This window comes from Bacteroides sp. 1001302B_160321_D4, from assembly GCF_015667765.1.
Lineage (GTDB): Bacteria > Bacteroidota > Bacteroidia > Bacteroidales > Bacteroidaceae > Bacteroides > Bacteroides xylanisolvens.
The window spans coordinates 17,820-35,426 of the sequence record NZ_JADPLO010000044.1 but is presented as its reverse complement, the minus strand read 5'-3'; the positions used below and the strand labels follow the sequence as shown (position 1 = coordinate 35,426).

General features: G+C 41.5%; 16 protein-coding genes. 11 read left to right on the top strand and 5 right to left on the bottom strand.

Annotation, left to right across the window (positions count from 1 at the left end):
- Positions 1 to 16 precede the first annotated feature (16 nt).
- From KFO40_RS16720 to KFO40_RS16710, 3 genes are all read right to left on the bottom strand, one after another.
- Positions 17 to 916 (bottom strand): cation diffusion facilitator family transporter, encoded by a 900-nt coding sequence (locus tag KFO40_RS16720; RefSeq protein ID WP_211146610.1) that lies wholly within the window; start codon positions 914 to 916, stop codon positions 17 to 19.
- 276 nt (positions 917 to 1,192) lie between these two features.
- Positions 1,193 to 1,861: a bifunctional 4-hydroxy-2-oxoglutarate aldolase/2-dehydro-3-deoxy-phosphogluconate aldolase gene (locus KFO40_RS16715; RefSeq protein ID WP_004300153.1), complete on the bottom strand. Its 669-nt coding sequence runs from the start codon at positions 1,859 to 1,861 to the stop codon at positions 1,193 to 1,195.
- A gap of 69 nt (positions 1,862 to 1,930) precedes the next feature.
- The gene (locus tag KFO40_RS16710) at positions 1,931 to 2,956 is read right to left on the bottom strand and encodes a sugar kinase (RefSeq protein WP_004313177.1); all 1,026 of its coding nucleotides are present in this window, start codon (positions 2,954 to 2,956) and stop codon (positions 1,931 to 1,933) included.
- A gap of 253 nt (positions 2,957 to 3,209) precedes the next feature.
- On the opposite strand from KFO40_RS16710, the gene KFO40_RS16705 reads away from it, so the two are divergent.
- From KFO40_RS16705 to creD, 5 genes are all read left to right on the top strand, one after another.
- A complete protein-coding gene (locus KFO40_RS16705) occupies positions 3,210 to 4,274 on the top strand; it encodes a LacI family DNA-binding transcriptional regulator (protein ID WP_118418936.1) in 1,065 nt (354 codons plus the stop codon).
- Between the two features lie 30 nt (positions 4,275 to 4,304).
- Positions 4,305 to 5,795 carry a UxaA family hydrolase gene (locus KFO40_RS16700; protein WP_117810281.1) on the top strand — a complete coding sequence of 497 codons (1,491 nt, stop codon included), beginning with the start codon at positions 4,305 to 4,307 and terminating at the stop codon, positions 5,793 to 5,795.
- Positions 5,796 to 6,031: 236 nt separating this feature from the next.
- Positions 6,032 to 6,631 (top strand): hypothetical protein, encoded by a 600-nt coding sequence (locus KFO40_RS16695; RefSeq protein ID WP_008022928.1) that lies wholly within the window; start codon positions 6,032 to 6,034, stop codon positions 6,629 to 6,631.
- A complete protein-coding gene (locus KFO40_RS16690; RefSeq protein WP_004313179.1) occupies positions 6,632 to 6,928 on the top strand; it encodes a winged helix-turn-helix domain-containing protein in 297 nt (98 codons plus the stop codon). It abuts the gene before it with no gap.
- 26 nt (positions 6,929 to 6,954) lie between these two features.
- Complete coding sequence (gene creD, locus KFO40_RS16685) at positions 6,955 to 8,307, top strand: cell envelope integrity protein CreD (RefSeq protein ID WP_211146609.1); 1,353 nt, start codon at positions 6,955 to 6,957, stop codon at positions 8,305 to 8,307.
- A 457-nt stretch (positions 8,308 to 8,764) separates the two neighbouring features.
- Here the strand turns inward: creD and KFO40_RS16680 are convergent, their stop codons facing one another.
- Positions 8,765 to 9,208, bottom strand: coding sequence for a GNAT family N-acetyltransferase (locus tag KFO40_RS16680; protein ID WP_008022934.1), 444 nt, complete (start codon positions 9,206 to 9,208; stop codon positions 8,765 to 8,767).
- Positions 9,209 to 9,237: 29 nt separating this feature from the next.
- Entirely contained in the window at positions 9,238 to 9,588 is a 351-nt protein-coding gene (locus KFO40_RS16675) for a winged helix-turn-helix transcriptional regulator (RefSeq protein ID WP_004313186.1), read from the bottom strand.
- A 166-nt stretch (positions 9,589 to 9,754) separates the two neighbouring features.
- Between KFO40_RS16675 and KFO40_RS16670 the strand changes: the two genes are divergently transcribed.
- From KFO40_RS16670 to fucI, 6 genes are all read left to right on the top strand, one after another.
- A complete protein-coding gene (locus tag KFO40_RS16670; protein ID WP_008022937.1) occupies positions 9,755 to 10,282 on the top strand; it encodes a DJ-1/PfpI family protein in 528 nt (175 codons plus the stop codon).
- A gap of 498 nt (positions 10,283 to 10,780) precedes the next feature.
- Positions 10,781 to 12,382, top strand: a complete 1,602-nt coding sequence (locus KFO40_RS16665; RefSeq protein ID WP_117684284.1) for an ATP-binding protein — start codon at positions 10,781 to 10,783, stop codon at positions 12,380 to 12,382.
- 201 nt (positions 12,383 to 12,583) lie between these two features.
- The gene (locus KFO40_RS16660; protein ID WP_211146608.1) at positions 12,584 to 13,885 is read left to right on the top strand and encodes a Na+/H+ antiporter NhaC family protein; all 1,302 of its coding nucleotides are present in this window, start codon (positions 12,584 to 12,586) and stop codon (positions 13,883 to 13,885) included.
- A gap of 106 nt (positions 13,886 to 13,991) precedes the next feature.
- Complete coding sequence (locus tag KFO40_RS16655; protein WP_004300172.1) at positions 13,992 to 14,546, top strand: 30S ribosomal protein S16; 555 nt, start codon at positions 13,992 to 13,994, stop codon at positions 14,544 to 14,546.
- 177 nt (positions 14,547 to 14,723) lie between these two features.
- On the top strand, positions 14,724 to 15,719 hold the full coding sequence (locus KFO40_RS16650; RefSeq protein WP_008640666.1) for a GntR family transcriptional regulator: 996 nt from the start codon (positions 14,724 to 14,726) through the stop codon (positions 15,717 to 15,719).
- Between the two features lie 68 nt (positions 15,720 to 15,787).
- Positions 15,788 to 17,563, top strand: a complete 1,776-nt coding sequence (gene fucI / locus KFO40_RS16645) for an L-fucose isomerase (protein WP_008640667.1) — start codon at positions 15,788 to 15,790, stop codon at positions 17,561 to 17,563.
- Positions 17,564 to 17,607: the final 44 nt, after the last annotated feature.

Sequence of the window (17,607 nt, the reverse complement as noted above, 5' to 3'; positions counted from 1 at the left end):
AAGGTACGGATTTTATTTAATCCTCACAACATTCCTTGCAGCAAGTAGTCCTTTCGTCTTCAAACTCCAAAGTGGCATGATGAATACCTGCCTCTTCGAGTGCTTCCTTTATATGCTGTTTCACTTCTTCCAACTGTGTGATATTGTCAATAACAATATGGGCAGTCAAAGCGGTTTCCGTTGTGCTTAACGCCCAGATATGCAGGTGATGGCAATTCTCCACGCCGGGTTGTTCCATGATAATTTGCTGTATCTTTTGAGCGTCTATCCCCACCGGTACTCCATCCAACGACAACCGAAGGCTATCGTGAAGCAATCCCCAAGTAGAGACAATAATGACAACAGCAATGCCAAGCCCGATAATCGGGTCAATAATGCTCCATCCTGTATAGGTGATAATAATGCCGGAAACAACTACACCGACAGCCACCAATGCATCTGCTGCCATGTGCAGGTAAGCCCCTTTCACATTCAGATCCTTATCTTTATCTTTCATAAAGAGCCAGGCAGTAAGCGCATTGATGACCACTCCCACCCCGGCTGTCCATGCGATGGCAGAACCATCTACGGAAACCGGGTGGAACAATTTATCTACACTCTCGGCAATAATAATGCCCACGGCAACCAATAATATAACTGCATTTAATAAAGAGACAAGAATCGTACTCTTCTTATATCCATACGTGTAGCGGCTATTGGGATGAACTTTCTGCAACCGGAAAGCCAACATGGCAAGCACCAGACTGGCTACATCACCCAAGTTATGCCCGGCATCAGAAAGCAATCCCAGAGAATTATAATAAAACCCTACTCCGAATTCTACGATAACAAAAGCAATATTCAGAGTAATGCCTATGATAAAAGCCTTATTGAGCGATGTCAACTGATGATTATGTTCGTGATGATGAGATTCCATATTATATATTGTTATTACATCTACTACCTAAAAAACATCTTATTGGGAGATTGGTTCATCCCCATTCCACTTTCGGCAATAGTAACGGCTCCCCTCCAGAAAAAACAAGCCACCGAAATGAATGAATCATCCCGATGGCTTATCCCCTTTAAACACCTTTAAACAAAATGAAAATATGCCTCATATACTAACTAAACTAACTAACCCTCGAGGCATATTTTAAAGAGGCTGTCGCATCAACCTCTTTTTATTATAGACAGCTTTCGCTCTCTAATCTTATTTACGAGCTTCGGCAATATAACCGAGCGCTTCTTCACATTTTGCAGTTACATAAGCCCAGTCTTCTGCTGCCACTTTATCTTTCGGGAACAACTTAGAGCCCATACCTACGCAGAATACACCAGCTTTAATCCATGCAGTCAGGTTTTCTTTAGTAGGTTCTACCCCACCTGTTACCATCAGCTTAGACCATGGCATTGGAGCCATCAAGCCTTTCACGAAGTTAGTTCCGTAAACATCACCCGGGAATACTTTGCAAAGATCGCAACCTACTTCCTGCGCAAAACCTACTTCTGATACAGAACCGCATCCCGGAGTATAAGCTACCGAACGACGGTTACATACCTTAGCAATTTCAGGATTAAACAACGGACCTACTACGAAGTTAGCGCCCAGCTGCAAGTACATAGCAGCAGTAGCCGGATCAACGATAGAACCGATACCGATTGCCATTTCAGGACATTCTTTTGCTGCGAACTTAACGATTTCAGCAAATACTTCCTGTGCGAAGTCACCACGGTTTGTGAATTCGAAAGCACGAACACCACCGTCATAACAAGCCTTTACTACTTTCTTTGCAACTTCTGCATCTTTGTGATAGAATACAGGAACCATTCCTGTAGAGCCGATCTTATTCAATACGGCTATTTTATCGAATTTTGCCATCTTAATTTCTTATTTTAAATGAATTGATTTTTCAAACTCTCAACTCTCCATTCTCAACTCTCAACTTATTTACCTCTGTACGCGACCGCTTGCGTCACCACCAGCCAATGCTTCTACTTCTTCTATAGAAACAAGGTTGAAGTCACCATTGATAGTATGTTTCAATGCAGATGCAGCAACAGCGAATTCAAGAGCAGCACCCTGATTAGGTTTAGTCATCAAACCGTGGATGATACCGCCGGAGAAAGAGTCACCACCACCTACACGGTCGATAATCGGATCGATATCATAACGTTTTGAAGTATAGAATTCTTCTCCGTTGTAGATCATAGCTTTCCAACCGTTGTGAGTAGCAGAGAAAGATTCGCGCAAAGTAGAAACTACATATTTGAATCCGAATTCTTTCATCATTTGCTGGAAGATACCCTTGTAGCCTTCAGCATCTGTGTGGCCAGCCTCAACGTCAGCATCCGGTTTGAAGCCCAAGCAAAGTTCTGCATCTTCTTCGTTACCGATACATACGTCTACAAACTGCATCAACGGTTTCATGATAGACTGTGCTTTTTCTTTCGTCCACAGTTTCTTACGGAAGTTCAAGTCAACAGAAACAGTTACGCCGTGACGTTTTGCAGCTTCACAAGCCAGACGAGTCAACTCGGCAGCCTTGTCAGAAATAGCCGGAGTGATACCAGACCAGTGGAACCAGTCAGCACCTTCCATGATAGCATCAAAGTCGAAATCAGCAGCGTCAGCTTCAGCAATTGCAGAATGAGCACGGTCATAAATAACTTTGCTAGGACGCATAGAAGCACCTGTTTCCAAGTAGTAGATACCTACACGGTCGCCACCACGGGCAATAAAGTCTGTCTTTACGCCATATTTACGCAATGCGTTAACAGCAGACTGTCCAATTTCGTGTTTCGGTAATTTAGTTACGAAATAGGCGTCATGTCCGTAGTTGGCACAGCTCACTGCAACGTTAGCTTCTCCACCACCATACACTACATCAAAAGAGTCAGATTGAACAAAACGAGTATTACCCGGAGTTGATAATCTAAGCATGATTTCGCCTAATGTAACGACTTTCTTTCCCATAATCTTATGTTTTAAATTCTAAGTTATTAATATTATGAACTTTCAATTTATCATTTCAGCCCTATTTTAGGGGTTAACACGCTGATAATATGTCTATTAATCTATAAAAAGACTAACATCACATACCTTTCGTGTGCGGGCACAAAGATACAACAATTTTCGTAATTACAAAAATTGTTATATATTTGTATCGAAAATATTAAGATTATTATTGTGTGCGAGCACAAAAACCTATATAAATAAAGGTTATCGTATGAATAAATTGCCCGAAAGGATCAGAATCAAAGACATCGCCCGTCTGGCAGATGTATCAGTGGGAACAGTAGACCGCGTTATTCATGGACGTAGCGGAGTGTCGGAAGCCAGCAAGAAACGCGTAGAAGAAATTCTGAAGCAGCTTGACTACCAGCCCAACATGTACGCCAGCGCTTTGGCTTCTAATAAGAAGTATACGTTTATCTGTCTGCTACCGGAGCATCTGGAAGGCGAATACTGGACAGCGGTAGAAACCGGTATCCACGAAGCTATTGCCACCTATTCGGATTTCAATACTTCGGTGAGAATCAACTATTACGATCCGTACGACTACCATTCATTCGAGAATGCCAGCGAAGCCATTCTGGCTTTACAGCCGGACGGAGTGATGGTAGCTCCTACCGCTCCGCAATATACGAAAGGTTTCACCGATCAGTTGCAGGCATTGGATATACCTTATATATATATAGATTCCAATATCAAAGACGTTCCTCCTCTCGCCTTCTTCGGTCAGAACTCACGCCAAAGCGGATATTTTGCTGCCAGAATGATGATGTTACTGGCACGGGATGAAAAGGAAATCGTTATTTTCCGCAAAATACATGAAGGAATTGTGGGTTCTAACCAGCAAGAGAACAGAGAAATCGGTTTCAGGCAGTACATGAAAGAACATCATCCGTCTTGTACTATACTGGAGCTCGACTTGCATGCCGAACGCAACGACGAAGACAATGAGATGCTGGATGAATTCTTCCGTACCTACCCGACAGTGAAGAACGGAATCACATTCAACTCTAAAGCCTATATCGTCGGCGAATACCTGCAAAGTCGCGGAAAGAAAGATTTCAATCTGATAGGCTATGACCTTCTGGAACGGAATGTCACCTGCCTGAAAGAAGGAAGCATCTCTTTCCTCATTGCCCAGCAACCGGAACTGCAAGGCGCCAATGGCATCAAAGCTCTTTGCGATCACCTTATTTTCAAGAAAGAAGTGACCTGCATCAACTATATGCCCATCGACTTGTTAACGGTAGAAACAATAGACTATTACCATAGCAAATAACAACAAAGTACAACTTTACAAGTACATTACATGGAAACAAAGTATTTAAGAATTAATCCTGCCGACAACGTTGCCGTTGCCATTGTTAACCTCCCGGCAGGAGAGCATCTTTCTGTAGATGACATTGAAATTACATTGAACGAAGACATTCCCGCCGGACATAAATTCGCATTGAAGAATTTTGCTGAAGGCGAAAATGTAATCAAGTACGGTTATCCTATCGGACATGCACGAATGGCAAAGAAACAGGGTGACTGGATGAACGAAACGAACATCAAAACCAACCTCGCCGGATTGTTGGATTACACTTACAACCCGATTCAGGTTTCTTTGGATATTCCTCATAAAGATCTTACATTCAAAGGTTATCGTCGCAAAAACGGTGATGTAGGGGTAAGAAACGAAATATGGATTATCCCGACAGTAGGTTGCGTAAACGGTATCATCGGTCAACTGGCTGAAGGACTGCGTCGCGAAACCGAAGGTAAGGGAGTGGATGCCATTGTCGCTTTCCCACACAACTACGGTTGCTCACAACTTGGTGACGACCACGAAAATACGAAAAAGATTCTTCGTGACATGGTGCTTCACCCCAATGCAGGCGCTGTATTGGTAGTAGGCTTGGGATGCGAAAATAACCAGCCGGACGTGTTCCGTGAGTTTCTGGGCGAGTTTGATGAAGACCGCGTGAAGTTCATGGTTACTCAAAAGGTAGGTGACGAGTATGAAGAAGGAATGGAAATCCTGCGTGATTTATATGCAAAGGCTTCTAAAGACGAACGCACCGATGTTCCTTTGTCCGAACTGCGTGTGGGATTGAAATGCGGTGGTTCCGATGGTTTCTCCGGCATTACAGCAAACCCGCTATTGGGTATGTTCTCCGATTTCCTGATTGCACAGGGAGGTACAAGCGTATTGACCGAAGTACCGGAAATGTTCGGTGCAGAAACCATCCTAATGAACCGTTGCAAAAACGAGGAACTGTTTGAACAGACCGTCCATCTGATTAATGACTTCAAAGAATACTTCCTGTCACACGGAGAGCCTGTCGGTGAAAATCCTTCTCCGGGAAACAAAGCCGGCGGTATCTCCACCCTGGAAGAAAAAGCACTGGGATGTACCCAGAAGTGCGGAAAGAGCTATGTATCCGGCGTGATGCCTTACGGCGAACGTTTACAGAAAAAAGGTCTTAATCTGCTTTCTGCTCCGGGCAATGATCTGGTTGCAGCCACCACCCTTGCTGCAAGCGGATGTCACATGGTACTTTTCACCACCGGACGTGGTACTCCTTTCGGTACTTTTGTTCCAACCATGAAGATTTCCACCAACTCGACGCTGGCTAAAAACAAACCGGGATGGATTGACTTCAATGCTGGTGTGATTGTAGAAAACGAACCGATGGAAAAGACTTGCGAACGTTTCATTGATTATATCATCAAAGTGGCAAGCGGTGAATTCGTAAACAACGAAAAGAAAGGCTATCGCGAAATTGCTATCTTTAAAACAGGTGTAACCTTGTAAATTGTTCTTTTTTTGATACAGTAACTTATACGAAGTTAAAAGGCACATCATTAACACCATAGAATTGCTATCCCCTACTCAACAAGAAGTTGAACGGGACAGCAATTCTTTTTTTGTATAATACCATATCAAAGCCTCATCATACCATTGAACTCTTTATTATCAAAATATTCAAGCAAAAAGTTTGTTCATCTGAAATCTTTTATTTTACTTTGCACTACAAAGTACTTTTTTATATGAATAAAGATAAAGCATTAGAATCGGTAAATGAGATAAAAGAGTTGATGGAAAAGTCCTCAAAGTTTATCTCTCTAAGTGGTCTCGCTGCAATCATGGCGGGCATTTACGCATTAGTTGGCGCATATATCGCCACACAAGTTATTACACCGGGCACTCATTTAATTGTTGCCCTTGAATTGATGGCTATAATAGCCTCGCTTGTATTGGTAGCTGCTGCGGTCACTGCCTGCATCCTGTCCTATTACAAATCCAAGAAGACAGGGCAAAAATTTTTCAGTCGCCTCACTTACCGGGCATTGTGGAATTTCTCTCTTCCGATGCTGACCGGAGGTGTTTTATGTATTTCCATCCTTATGCACGAGTATTATGACATTCTGGCTTCTGTCATGCTTCTATTTTACGGGCTGGCACTGGTCAACGTTTCCAAGTTTACTTATTCCAGCATCGTATGGTTAGGTTATGCTTTCATCTGTTTGGGCGTCGTAGACTGTTTCTGGGAAGGTCATTCATTATTGTTTTGGACCATCGGTTTCGGCGGTTTCCATATCCTCTATGGTATATTGTTCTATTTACACTACGAAAGAAAGAGATCATAAATGATAGAAGCATTCCAATATATTAATAAAGCATTCGAAAGCAAGGTCCGACTGGGCATCATGGCTATTCTGATGGTAAATGAGGAAGCTGATTTCAATTTTCTGAAAGAACAGCTCTCTCTGACCGACGGCAATCTTGCCAGCCATACCCGTGCCCTGGAAGAACTGGGATATATCGTATGCAACAAAAGTTTTGTCGGACGAAAACCACGGACTGTTTTTCAGGCAACCCCGCAAGGCAGAGAAGCTTTCAAATCGCATATTGAAGCCTTAGAGAAATTTCTAAAATCAAAATAAATAATTCATCAAAACACTACTGGCTTATGGACGCTTTCAATGAAAATTTAAATGAGCAACAGGCGCAGCAACCTATGGGATGCCTCCACCGTTTCTCCAAAACAATCAAGGTTGTCATCATCGGATTATTAATCCTTCTCCTGATGATCCCCATGTTTATGATTGAGAATCTTATTTCCGAACGGGGACGAACCCAGGAAGAAGCTATCGACGAGGTAAGCGAAAAATGGAGTCTTGCACAGACCATCACTGGCCCTTACCTGAATCTCCAGTATCCGGTTGTCACTGAAAACAACGGTGAGAAGAAGGTTTCCATCAAAGACCTGATACTTTTTCCTGACGAGCTTATGGTCAATGGACAACTGAAGACTGAAATCCTGAAAAGAAGTATCTATGAGGTCAATGTATATCAATCGGAACTGACATTGAAAGGTTCATTCAGTTCGGAAGAATTGAAAAAGAGCAGAATAGACATGGACCAGTTGCAGTTTGACAGGGCAGCTATTTGCTTGAACCTGACCGATATGCGGGGTATCAGCGAACAAATCAGCATCACCTTGGGAGATTCTGTTTATATATTCGAACCGGGTATGGACAACAGAGGAATAGCTAACACCGGAGTTCATGCGATCGCTAATTTGTCGGAGTTGAAGCAGAACAAAAAACTGCCATACGAAATAAAAATCAAACTGAAAGGTTCACAGTCACTCAACTTTATTCCATTGGGTAAAACAACCCGTGTAGATCTGAAAGCCAACTGGAATACACCGAGCTTCACCGGGAACTATCTGCCTAACAACCGGAATATTACGGAGAAGGAATTTTCCGCACAATGGCAAGTCTTAAACTTGAACCGAAATTACTCGCAGGTGATGGCTGACTACAACACCTCGAACATCAAGGATATTGAAAACTCCAGTTTTGGTGTAAACTTCAAAATTCCGGTGGAACAGTACCAGCAGTCCATGCGCTCCGCAAAGTATGCCATTCTGATTATCCTACTGACTTTCGGAGTTATCTTCTTCACTGAAATCATGAACAAGACCCGCATTCATGCCTTGCAGTATTTATTGGTAGGACTGGCACTCTGCCTATTCTACAGCCTGCTCCTCTCCTTCTCTGAACACATCGGTTTCAACCCTGCCTATTTGTTATCTTCTGCACTGACTATTATACTGGTAGGCGGATACATGTTCGGAATCACCAAGAAAAAGAAACCGTCATTAATCATGTCCGGTTTGTTGACTATACTCTATATTTACATCTTTGTGCTTATCCAACTGGAGACTTTCGCATTATTGGCAGGCAGCTTAGGACTGTTTATCATTCTGGCAATAGTGATGTACTTTTCAAAGAAAATAGACTGGTTTAATGAATAATCGGCTTTTCTTCTGAAACACTTGACAAATGGCTTTTTATTTTGTATCTTTGAGGAAACAAAAGTAATAAGAGGAATGAAAAATATAAGAAAAACAGAGACATAAAAAGCCTTTAAACTGATACATTTCAGTATTAGCACAGATATATTATAGGGCAATGATCTAACGTTCATTGCCCTATTTCGTTTATATTTTTACTTAATCCATTCTATCGAATCTCTAAAAACGCTCAAAATAGTTTTTAATAAACTCTGATACCGTTTATAATAAACTATCACAAAGTTTATTATAAACAGAAAGTACGTTTATTAAAAGTGAAGTCTTTAATTGTAAAAATTGAGAAACACGGTTTCATACAATAGGAGGCTATAAATAAACCGTTCATTCATACAGTAACATAAACGAACAAAATCCTTCATTCCACCCAAACGATTGAACTTCCTTCACTCACTACACACTAAAATGTTTTCTTCAAATATATCATATCCACCAACTGCACACCATCCTCATACATCGGATGATCGTAGTTGTCAGTAAAGAAATTCTTTATCCGGTGAGAAATCGCAAAACCACAATGTTCATAGAATGATCTGGAAGAAGGCACATCTCCTGTGCCCACCAACATTTCAGAGCACTTCCCCTGATAATATTCAAATAAAAACTCTATTAAACGTTTTCCGTACCCCTGTCGTTGGAAGAAAGGAACAGTAGCAATATTCTTGATTTCATAAACACCTTCTCCCTCACGTGTCACCACACAAAGAGCTTTCAACCCGTCATCATAAAGAACAAACATATCACCGCGTTCCAAATATCGGTCAATCATACTTTCTTGTTCATCAGCCAAGAGTAATAAATCAAGGAATTCTTTTTTATCTGAAGTTACTAGTTTTATCTCCATATTTTCTATTTTGTCACAAAATAAAAATGTTACCGACTCATTTTCCTATGGTCCAAAATAATATTCATATTCTCCAAAGCCCATCCCACCAGTCCTTCAATATGAGGAATCAAGGTACCACCTGTATCTGTCAGGCAATACTCCACACGAGGAGGTACTTCAGCATATACTTTCCGTTCAACCAATCCATCTGATTCCAAAGTACGCAATGTAACAGTCAACATTCTTTGAGAGACGTCTTCTATCGTTTTATGGATATCACTAAAACGCATAGTTCCATTTGCGTTCAGCGTAATAAGCACCAACATCGACCACTTATCTCCCAAGCGGCTAAGCACATCTCTTATCGGACAATTCCCCGTCGGATGAAAGTTTTTCATTCTTTAACGTTTTGTATTTTATTGAGTTTCAGCAATAGTTACCTCTATGTAACTTCCTTATTTTCAAGTACGTTATTGCATTTCTCAAACAAGAAAGATACATTTGCATCACAAAAGTAATAAACTTACTAATAATAACTATTGTTTCATTTAAATAATTATGATTATGGCAAAGAAAGTTGCAGTTTTAGCAGTGAATCCGGTAAATGGTTGTGGATTATTCCAATATTTGGAAGCATTTTTCGAGAATGGCATTTCATATAAAGTATTTGCCGTATCGGATACGAAGGAGATTAAAACAAATTCAGGAATCAACCTAACAGTGGATGATGTGATTGCTAATTTGAAGGGACACGAAGATGAGTTTGACGCACTCGTTTTCTCTTGTGGCGATGCAGTGCCTGTATTTCAGCAGAATGCCGATAAGCCTTATAATGTAGATTTGATGCAAGTCATTAAAACGTTCGGGGATAAAGGGAAAATGATGATCGGACATTGTGCCGGTGCAATGATGTTTGACTTTACCGGTATAACCAAAGGAAAAAAAGTAGCAGTTCACCCATTAGCCAAGTCAGCTATTCAAAACGGAACAGCTACCGATGAGAAATCAGAGATAGATGGTAACTTCTTCACCGCTCAAAATGAAAATACTATTTGGACAATGATGCCGCAGGTTACCGAAGCATTAAAATAATGCCGGCTGCGCAGATATAAAACAATAAATATAAACATTATTATTTAAATTCACGTATCCGAAGATGAAAAAGCACGTTCGTTTAAAAGGAACGGTGTGTTTCTCGGTGTGCAACGGGTCGTTTCTTTTAAAGGAGCGACCCATTGGTTTTAAAGGAAAAACACACCATTTATTATGCATTAGTAATCAATTACTTACAAGTTCGAAAAATTCTAAGACTGACTAACTTCCCCAAACAACGTTTTATTTAATAAATCCGTACAATTCCACCTCTTTATTTCTCAAAATACTGTTGTTAGTTAACTAAAATCCAACGGAAATATCATATATTACATTATCTTTTCGCACCAAGAAAAAGAAAAACGGAACATTACAAAAATCCGAAACAGCGTTCATCATTTTTAAAAAAGTCCGTATATTAGCAGCTTGAAGATTTGAAAGAGATAAACAGCATACTCCTTTCGAGTTTAAATAACCAAACAAGATGCCTAAAACAATATGACCAGAGAAAAAGAAAATTATAATGCATTTTTACTTCATTTTTTAGAAAGATTGAATGGCTGTGAATCTATTGAAAACAAAATCACAGAATCACTTACGGATATTTGCGAATACTATGGTTTTAAAAGAGGATTCATTTACCAAACTGATGGATTTCGCTACTTTTACCTAAAGGAAACTGTCGGAAATAGCGACAACATCCTGCGACAACGTTTTGAAATCAGCGAAATGACCAATCAACATGCTGCGCGCATAAATGGAAAGAACAAACCTTTTTATGCTTGCAGAAACCAAAATACTTCTTGGAATGATGTAGACATCGTGGATTTTTATAAAGTCGACTCATTACTAATCCGGCAAATCCAAGACTCCGAAGGGAAAATTATCGGATTCATCGGATTTGGAGACAGAGAACATGCAATATCCTTCACCGATGAAGAACTTCAAGTGATTCATCTCATTTTAGGCTCCCTCTCCAAGGAAATAGCAGTGCGGGAATATAAAGAAAGAGAAGTGCGGGCAAGCAAGACATTAAGCAGCATCATGAATAATATGGGAGTTGACATTTATGTGAACTCTTTTGATTCTCATGATATGCTATATGTCAATGAATCTATGGCCGCTCCTTATGGAGGCATCGAACATTTTGAAGGAAAAAAATGCTGGCAGGCTCTTTATAAAGATAAAACCGGAGAATGTGAATTTTGTCCTAAAAAACATTTGATTGACGAAAACGGGCAACCTACCAAAGTCTACTCCTGGGACTACCAACGCCCGTTTGACAAATGTTGGTTCCGGGTATTCAGCGCAGCATTTGCCTGGATTGACGGACAAATAGCACATGTTATAACCAGTGTCGATATCAACCATCAAAAAACGATTGAAGAAGAACTAAGAGTAGCCAAAGAAAAAGCAGAAAATCTGGACCGCTTAAAATCAGCCTTTCTCGCTAACATGAGTCACGAAATCCGCACTCCGCTAAATGCGATTGTTGGTTTTGCAAGTCTGTTGATTGAATCGGATGACAAAAAAGAACGTCAGGATTATGTTGACATTATGCAGGAAAACACAGAACTTCTTTTGCAGTTGATTTCCGATATTCTCGATTTATCGAAAATAGAAGCCGGAACACTCGACTTCACCATGGATCATCTGGATATCAAGAGCTTCTGCGAAGATATAATGCGCAATTATGATATAAAAGAAGATAAACCCGTACCCGTTTTGCTGGCTCCGGATTTACCTGAATATTATATTTACACAGACAAAAAACGTTTAATGCAGGTTATTACCAATTTCATAAATAATGCTCTCAAATTTACAAATGAAGGGCAGATTATGTTGGAATATCGCCATAAAGCAGAAAGTAATGAGATAGAATTCGCTGTCACAGACACAGGTATGGGGATTGCACCCGATAAAGTAGATCAGGTGTTCGACCGATTTGTAAAACTCAACTCTTTTTCAAAAGGCACGGGCTTAGGTCTATCTATTTGCAGAAGTATCATCGAACATCTTGGCGGCACTATCGGTGCCGAATCCGAAATAGGAGTCGGCAGCCGTTTCTGGTTCACACATCCCTTGCGCTTAAATCAATAAGAAATAATAAAAAGAACCTGCCCTACTTATCAATAGTAGGAACAGGTTATACTTTTTTTCTATGGAGTGTCTCCCTCATCTATAGAAAGATCAATGAAATAATGCCTTCTTTCGACTTCCTTTTTGCCACTTCCTGTGAAAAACACTACTTTTGCATCGCTATTTTGATTTTAGAATAAAACAAATACCCAACGTTCATTTATGACTGAAGAAAAAATACATAAAGACCGTCCCGGAAACTGGTGGGCATTAAGCCCGTTACTCGTATTCCTTTGCCTCTATCTGGTAACTTCTATCCTCGTCAACGACTTTTATAAAGTACCTATCACAGTGGCCTTCCTCGTCTCTTCCTGTTATGCCATCGCCATTACACGCGGCTTAAAACTAGACCAACGTATCTATCAATTCTCGGTAGGAGCTGCCAATAAGAATATCCTCCTGATGATATGGATATTCATCCTTGCCGGAGCTTTTGCCCAAAGCGCAAAGCAAATGGGTGCAATCGATGCCACCGTCAATCTGACGCTGCATATTCTTCCTGACAATTTATTGCTGGCAGGTATCTTTATTGCCGCCTGTTTCATCTCTTTATCCATCGGAACCAGTGTGGGAACTATTGTCGCCCTTACTCCCGTTGCCGTAGGACTGGCAGAAAAAACTGAAATAGCTCTCCCCTTTATGGTAGCCGTCGTAGTAGGCGGTTCTTTTTTCGGAGACAACTTATCTTTTATCTCCGACACCACCATCGCTTCGACAAAAACCCAGGAATGTGTAATGCGTGATAAATTCCGTGTAAATTCTATGATTGTCGTCCCGGCAGCCATCATTGTGTTGGGAATTTACATATTTCAAGGACTATCCATTACAGCCCCCACCCAAACACAGACCATTGAATGGATCAAAGTTATACCTTATATAATAGTATTAGGAACAGCCATTGCCGGAATGAACGTGATGCTCGTACTCATAATAGGTATATTGACAAGTGGCATCATTGGCATCGCGACCGGCAGCTTCGGGATCTTCGACTGGTTTGGTGCCATGGGAACAGGAATTACAGGAATGGGAGAACTGATTATTATCACCCTGTTGGCCGGAGGGATGCTCGAAACAATCCGTTATAACGGTGGTATCGATTTCATTATCCGGAAACTCACCCGCCACGTCAATGGTAAAAAAGGAGCCGAATTAAGCATCGCAGCCCTGGTAAGTATCGCCAACTTATGTACTGCCAACAACACGATTGCCATTATTACAACAGGACCGATTGCCAAAGATATTGCCGTGAAATTCCATCTTGACCGAAGAAAAACAGCCAGTATCCTCGATACTTTCTCCTGCCTGATACAAGGGATTATTCCATACGGAGCGCAGATGCTGATTGCAGCGGGACTCGCCAGTATCTCCCCCATCAGTATCATCGGCAATCTCTATTATCCGTTTACAATGGGAGCATGCGCCTTACTAGCAATCTTGTTCCGCTATCCGAAACGGTATTCATAAAAAAGATACGAAATGTTTGTCAATCAAAAGAAAAGCCGTATCTTTGTGCCCGCTATTACGAGATAATAGCATAATTCAAATCAATCATTAAAAACAATTATTTAAAATGGCAACTAGAATCAGATTGCAAAGACACGGACGTAAAAGTTACGCGTTCTATTCAATTGTAATTGCAGACAGCAGAGCACCACGTGATGGTAAATTTATTGAGAAGATTGGTACTTACAACCCTAACACCAATCCTGCTACAGTAGATTTGAATTTCGACGCTGCATTGGCATGGGTACTGAAAGGTGCACAACCAAGTGACACTGTACGTAACATCCTTTCTCGTGAAGGAGTATACATGAAGAAACATCTTCTGGGCGGTGTAGCAAAAGGCGCATTCGGAGAAGCAGAAGCAGAAGCTAAATTCGAAGCTTGGAAAAACAACAAACAGTCAGGTTTGGCTACTTTGAAAGCTAAACAAGACGAAGCTAAGAAAGCTGAAGCTAAAGCACGTCTGGAAGCAGAAAAGAAAATCAACGAAGTGAAAGCAAAAGCACTCGCTGAAAAGAAAGCTGCTGAAGCTGCTGAAAAAGCTGCTGCTGAAGCACCTGCAGAAGAAGCTGCCGCAGCTCCGGCTGAAGAAGCTCCTGCAACAGAAGCTGCTGCTGAATAAATTTCAGCAGATTCCGAACAAGAAATTAGGAAAAAGCAATAAATCCTCTCCGGTCCGCCGGAGGGGATTTTTTATTACTTTCTGCTATAAAACATATCAAATTATTTATTCCGTTCAGAATAAAATGCCTTTCTTTGCATCAGCATAGTTCAGCATAGTATTACTTATTTTTTGAATATGAAACGAACTGATAAAAAGGCAACATTCGGACAACAGGCAAGCAAGGTTACGCAACTAGCGGACGCACTTAGCCAGGCGATTTCCAGGAAAGAATTTCTTGAAGGAGATTCTTTGCCTTCCATCAATCAGTTAAGCGCTCAATACGGAGTATCACGTGATACGGTTTTCAAAGCTTTCCTTGATTTACGCGAACGAGGACTGATCGACTCCACTCCCGGCAAGGGCTATTATGTGACGAGCCAGGTGACCAATGTTTTATTGCTGCTCGACCAATATACTCCTTTCAAAGAAGCTTTATACAATAGTTTCGTCAGACATCTGCCTATCAACTATAAGGTAGACTTATTGTTTCATCAATACAACGAACGGTTGTTCAATACGATCCTCCGGGAATCCATCGGGAAATACAACAAATACATCGTGATGAATTTCGATAACGAGAAATTCAGCACTGTTCTCAATAAAATTAATCCTTCAAGATTATTACTTCTCGATTTCGGCAAATTTGAAAAAGAAAAGTATTCATATATCTGCCAGGATTTTGATGAATCTTTCTTTCAGGCATTGAATCAGCTCAAGGAAAAGTTGAAGAATTATCGCCAGCTCGTTTTTCTGTTTCCAAAAAGCCTGAAGCACCCCCAAAGCAGTAAGGTGTATTTTACCCGTTTCTGCCAGGAACAGGGATTTCTCTGTGAAATACAGGAGGATATTGAGAACCTGATTGTACGTAAGGGAGTTGCCTATATCGCCATCAAACAACAAGACGTAGTAAAGGTGGTGAAACAAGGAAGATTGGAAGGGCTGAAATGCGGAAAAGATTTTGGCCTGTTGGCTTACAATGATATTCCTTCCTATGAAGTGATTGACGAAGGAATAACCTCATTGAGTATTGATTGGGAAATGATGGGAAATGAAGCGGCCAATTTTGTTCTCAATAATGTACCGGTGCAGAAGTTCTTGCCGACGGAAGTTAGACTTCGAAAGTCGCTTTAATTTTTTTTTGCGAAGACATCAGCACAGTTCAGCACAGATATTAATTAATCCTTTAATAGATAGAAACCATGAAAAAGTATCCGAAAATCGGGATTCGTCCCACAATCGATGGTCGCCAGGGTGGCGTTCGCGAAAGCCTTGAAGAGAAAACAATGAATTTGGCAAAAGCAGTAGCCGAGTTAATCAGCAGCAACCTGAAAAACGGTGATGGCAGTCCGGTGGAATGTGTTATAGCCGATAGCACGATCGGACGCGTAGCCGAAAGTGCCGCTTGTGCGGAAAAGTTTGAAAGAGAAGGGGTCGGTTCTACCATTACTGTTACTTCCTGCTGGTGCTACGGTGCAGAAACAATGGATATGAATCCACATTATCCGAAAGCTGTCTGGGGATTCAACGGCACAGAACGTCCGGGAGCTGTATACCTTGCTGCCGTACTTGCCGGACACGCACAAAAAGGCCTTCCCGCATTCGGTATCTACGGACGCGACGTTCAAGATTTGGACGACAACACAATCCCTGAAGATGTATCGGAAAAGATTCTTCGCTTTGCACGTGCTGCACAGGCAGTAGCTACGATGAGAGGCAAATCTTACCTATCAATGGGTAGTGTATCTATGGGTATCGCCGGTTCTATCGTTAATCCTGATTTCTTCCAAGAGTATTTGGGAATGCGTAATGAGTCAATAGACCTCACAGAAATCATCCGTCGAATGGACGAAGGCATCTATGACCACGAAGAATACGCCAAAGCCATGGCCTGGACTGAAAAAAATTGCAAGACAAACGAAGGTGAAGACTTCAAAAACCGTCCTGAAAAACGTAAAACCCGTGAACAGAAAGATGCTGATTGGGAATTCATTGTAAAGATGACGATTATCATGCGCGACTTGATGACCGGAAATCCCAAATTGAAAGAAATGGGATTCAAGGAAGAAGCCTTGGGACACAATGCCATTGCAGCCGGTTTCCAGGGACAACGCCAATGGACAGACTTCTATCCTAACGGTGACTATCCGGAAGCTCTGCTCAATACTTCTTTTGACTGGAACGGTATTCGTGAAGCATTTGTCGTAGCTACCGAGAACGATGCCTGCAACGGCGTAGCTATGCTGTTCGGACATTTATTGACCAACCGCGCCCAAATATTCTCTGACGTACGTACTTACTGGAGTCCTGAAGCCGTGAAACGTGTAACCGGCAAAGAATTGAGCGGATTGGCAGCAAATGGTATCATTCATCTTATCAATTCCGGCGCAACAACTCTCGACGGTTCCGGCCAATCATTAGACGCGGCAGGCAATCCGGTTATGAAAGAACCATGGAACCTGACAGACGCTGATGTAGAAAACTGCCTGAAAGCAACTACCTGGTATCCGGCAGACCGTGACTACTTCCGTGGCGGCGGTTTCTCTTCCAACTTCCTGTCAAAAGGTGGCATGCCCGTAACCATGATGCGCCTCAACCTGATTAAAGGCTTAGGCCCTGTCCTGCAAATCGCAGAAGGATGGACAGTAGAAATAGACCCGGAAATCCACCAGAAACTCAATATGCGTACAGATCCGACATGGCCTACCACCTGGTTTGTACCGCGTCTGTGTGAAAAACCTGCTTTCAAAGATGTATATTCAGTAATGAATAACTGGGGAGCCAATCATGGAGCCATCAGCTATGGACACATCGGTCAGGACTTAATCACTCTTGCTTCCATGCTCCGCATCCCGGTATGCATGCACAATGTAGAAGACAACGAAATATTCCGTCCGGCAGCTTGGAACGCCTTCGGCATGGATAAGGAAGGAGCGGATTACAGAGCTTGTACCACTTACGGTCCTATCTACAAATAATTTTAATTCAGACAAAAGAACATAAGGACAAAAGATAAAACAAC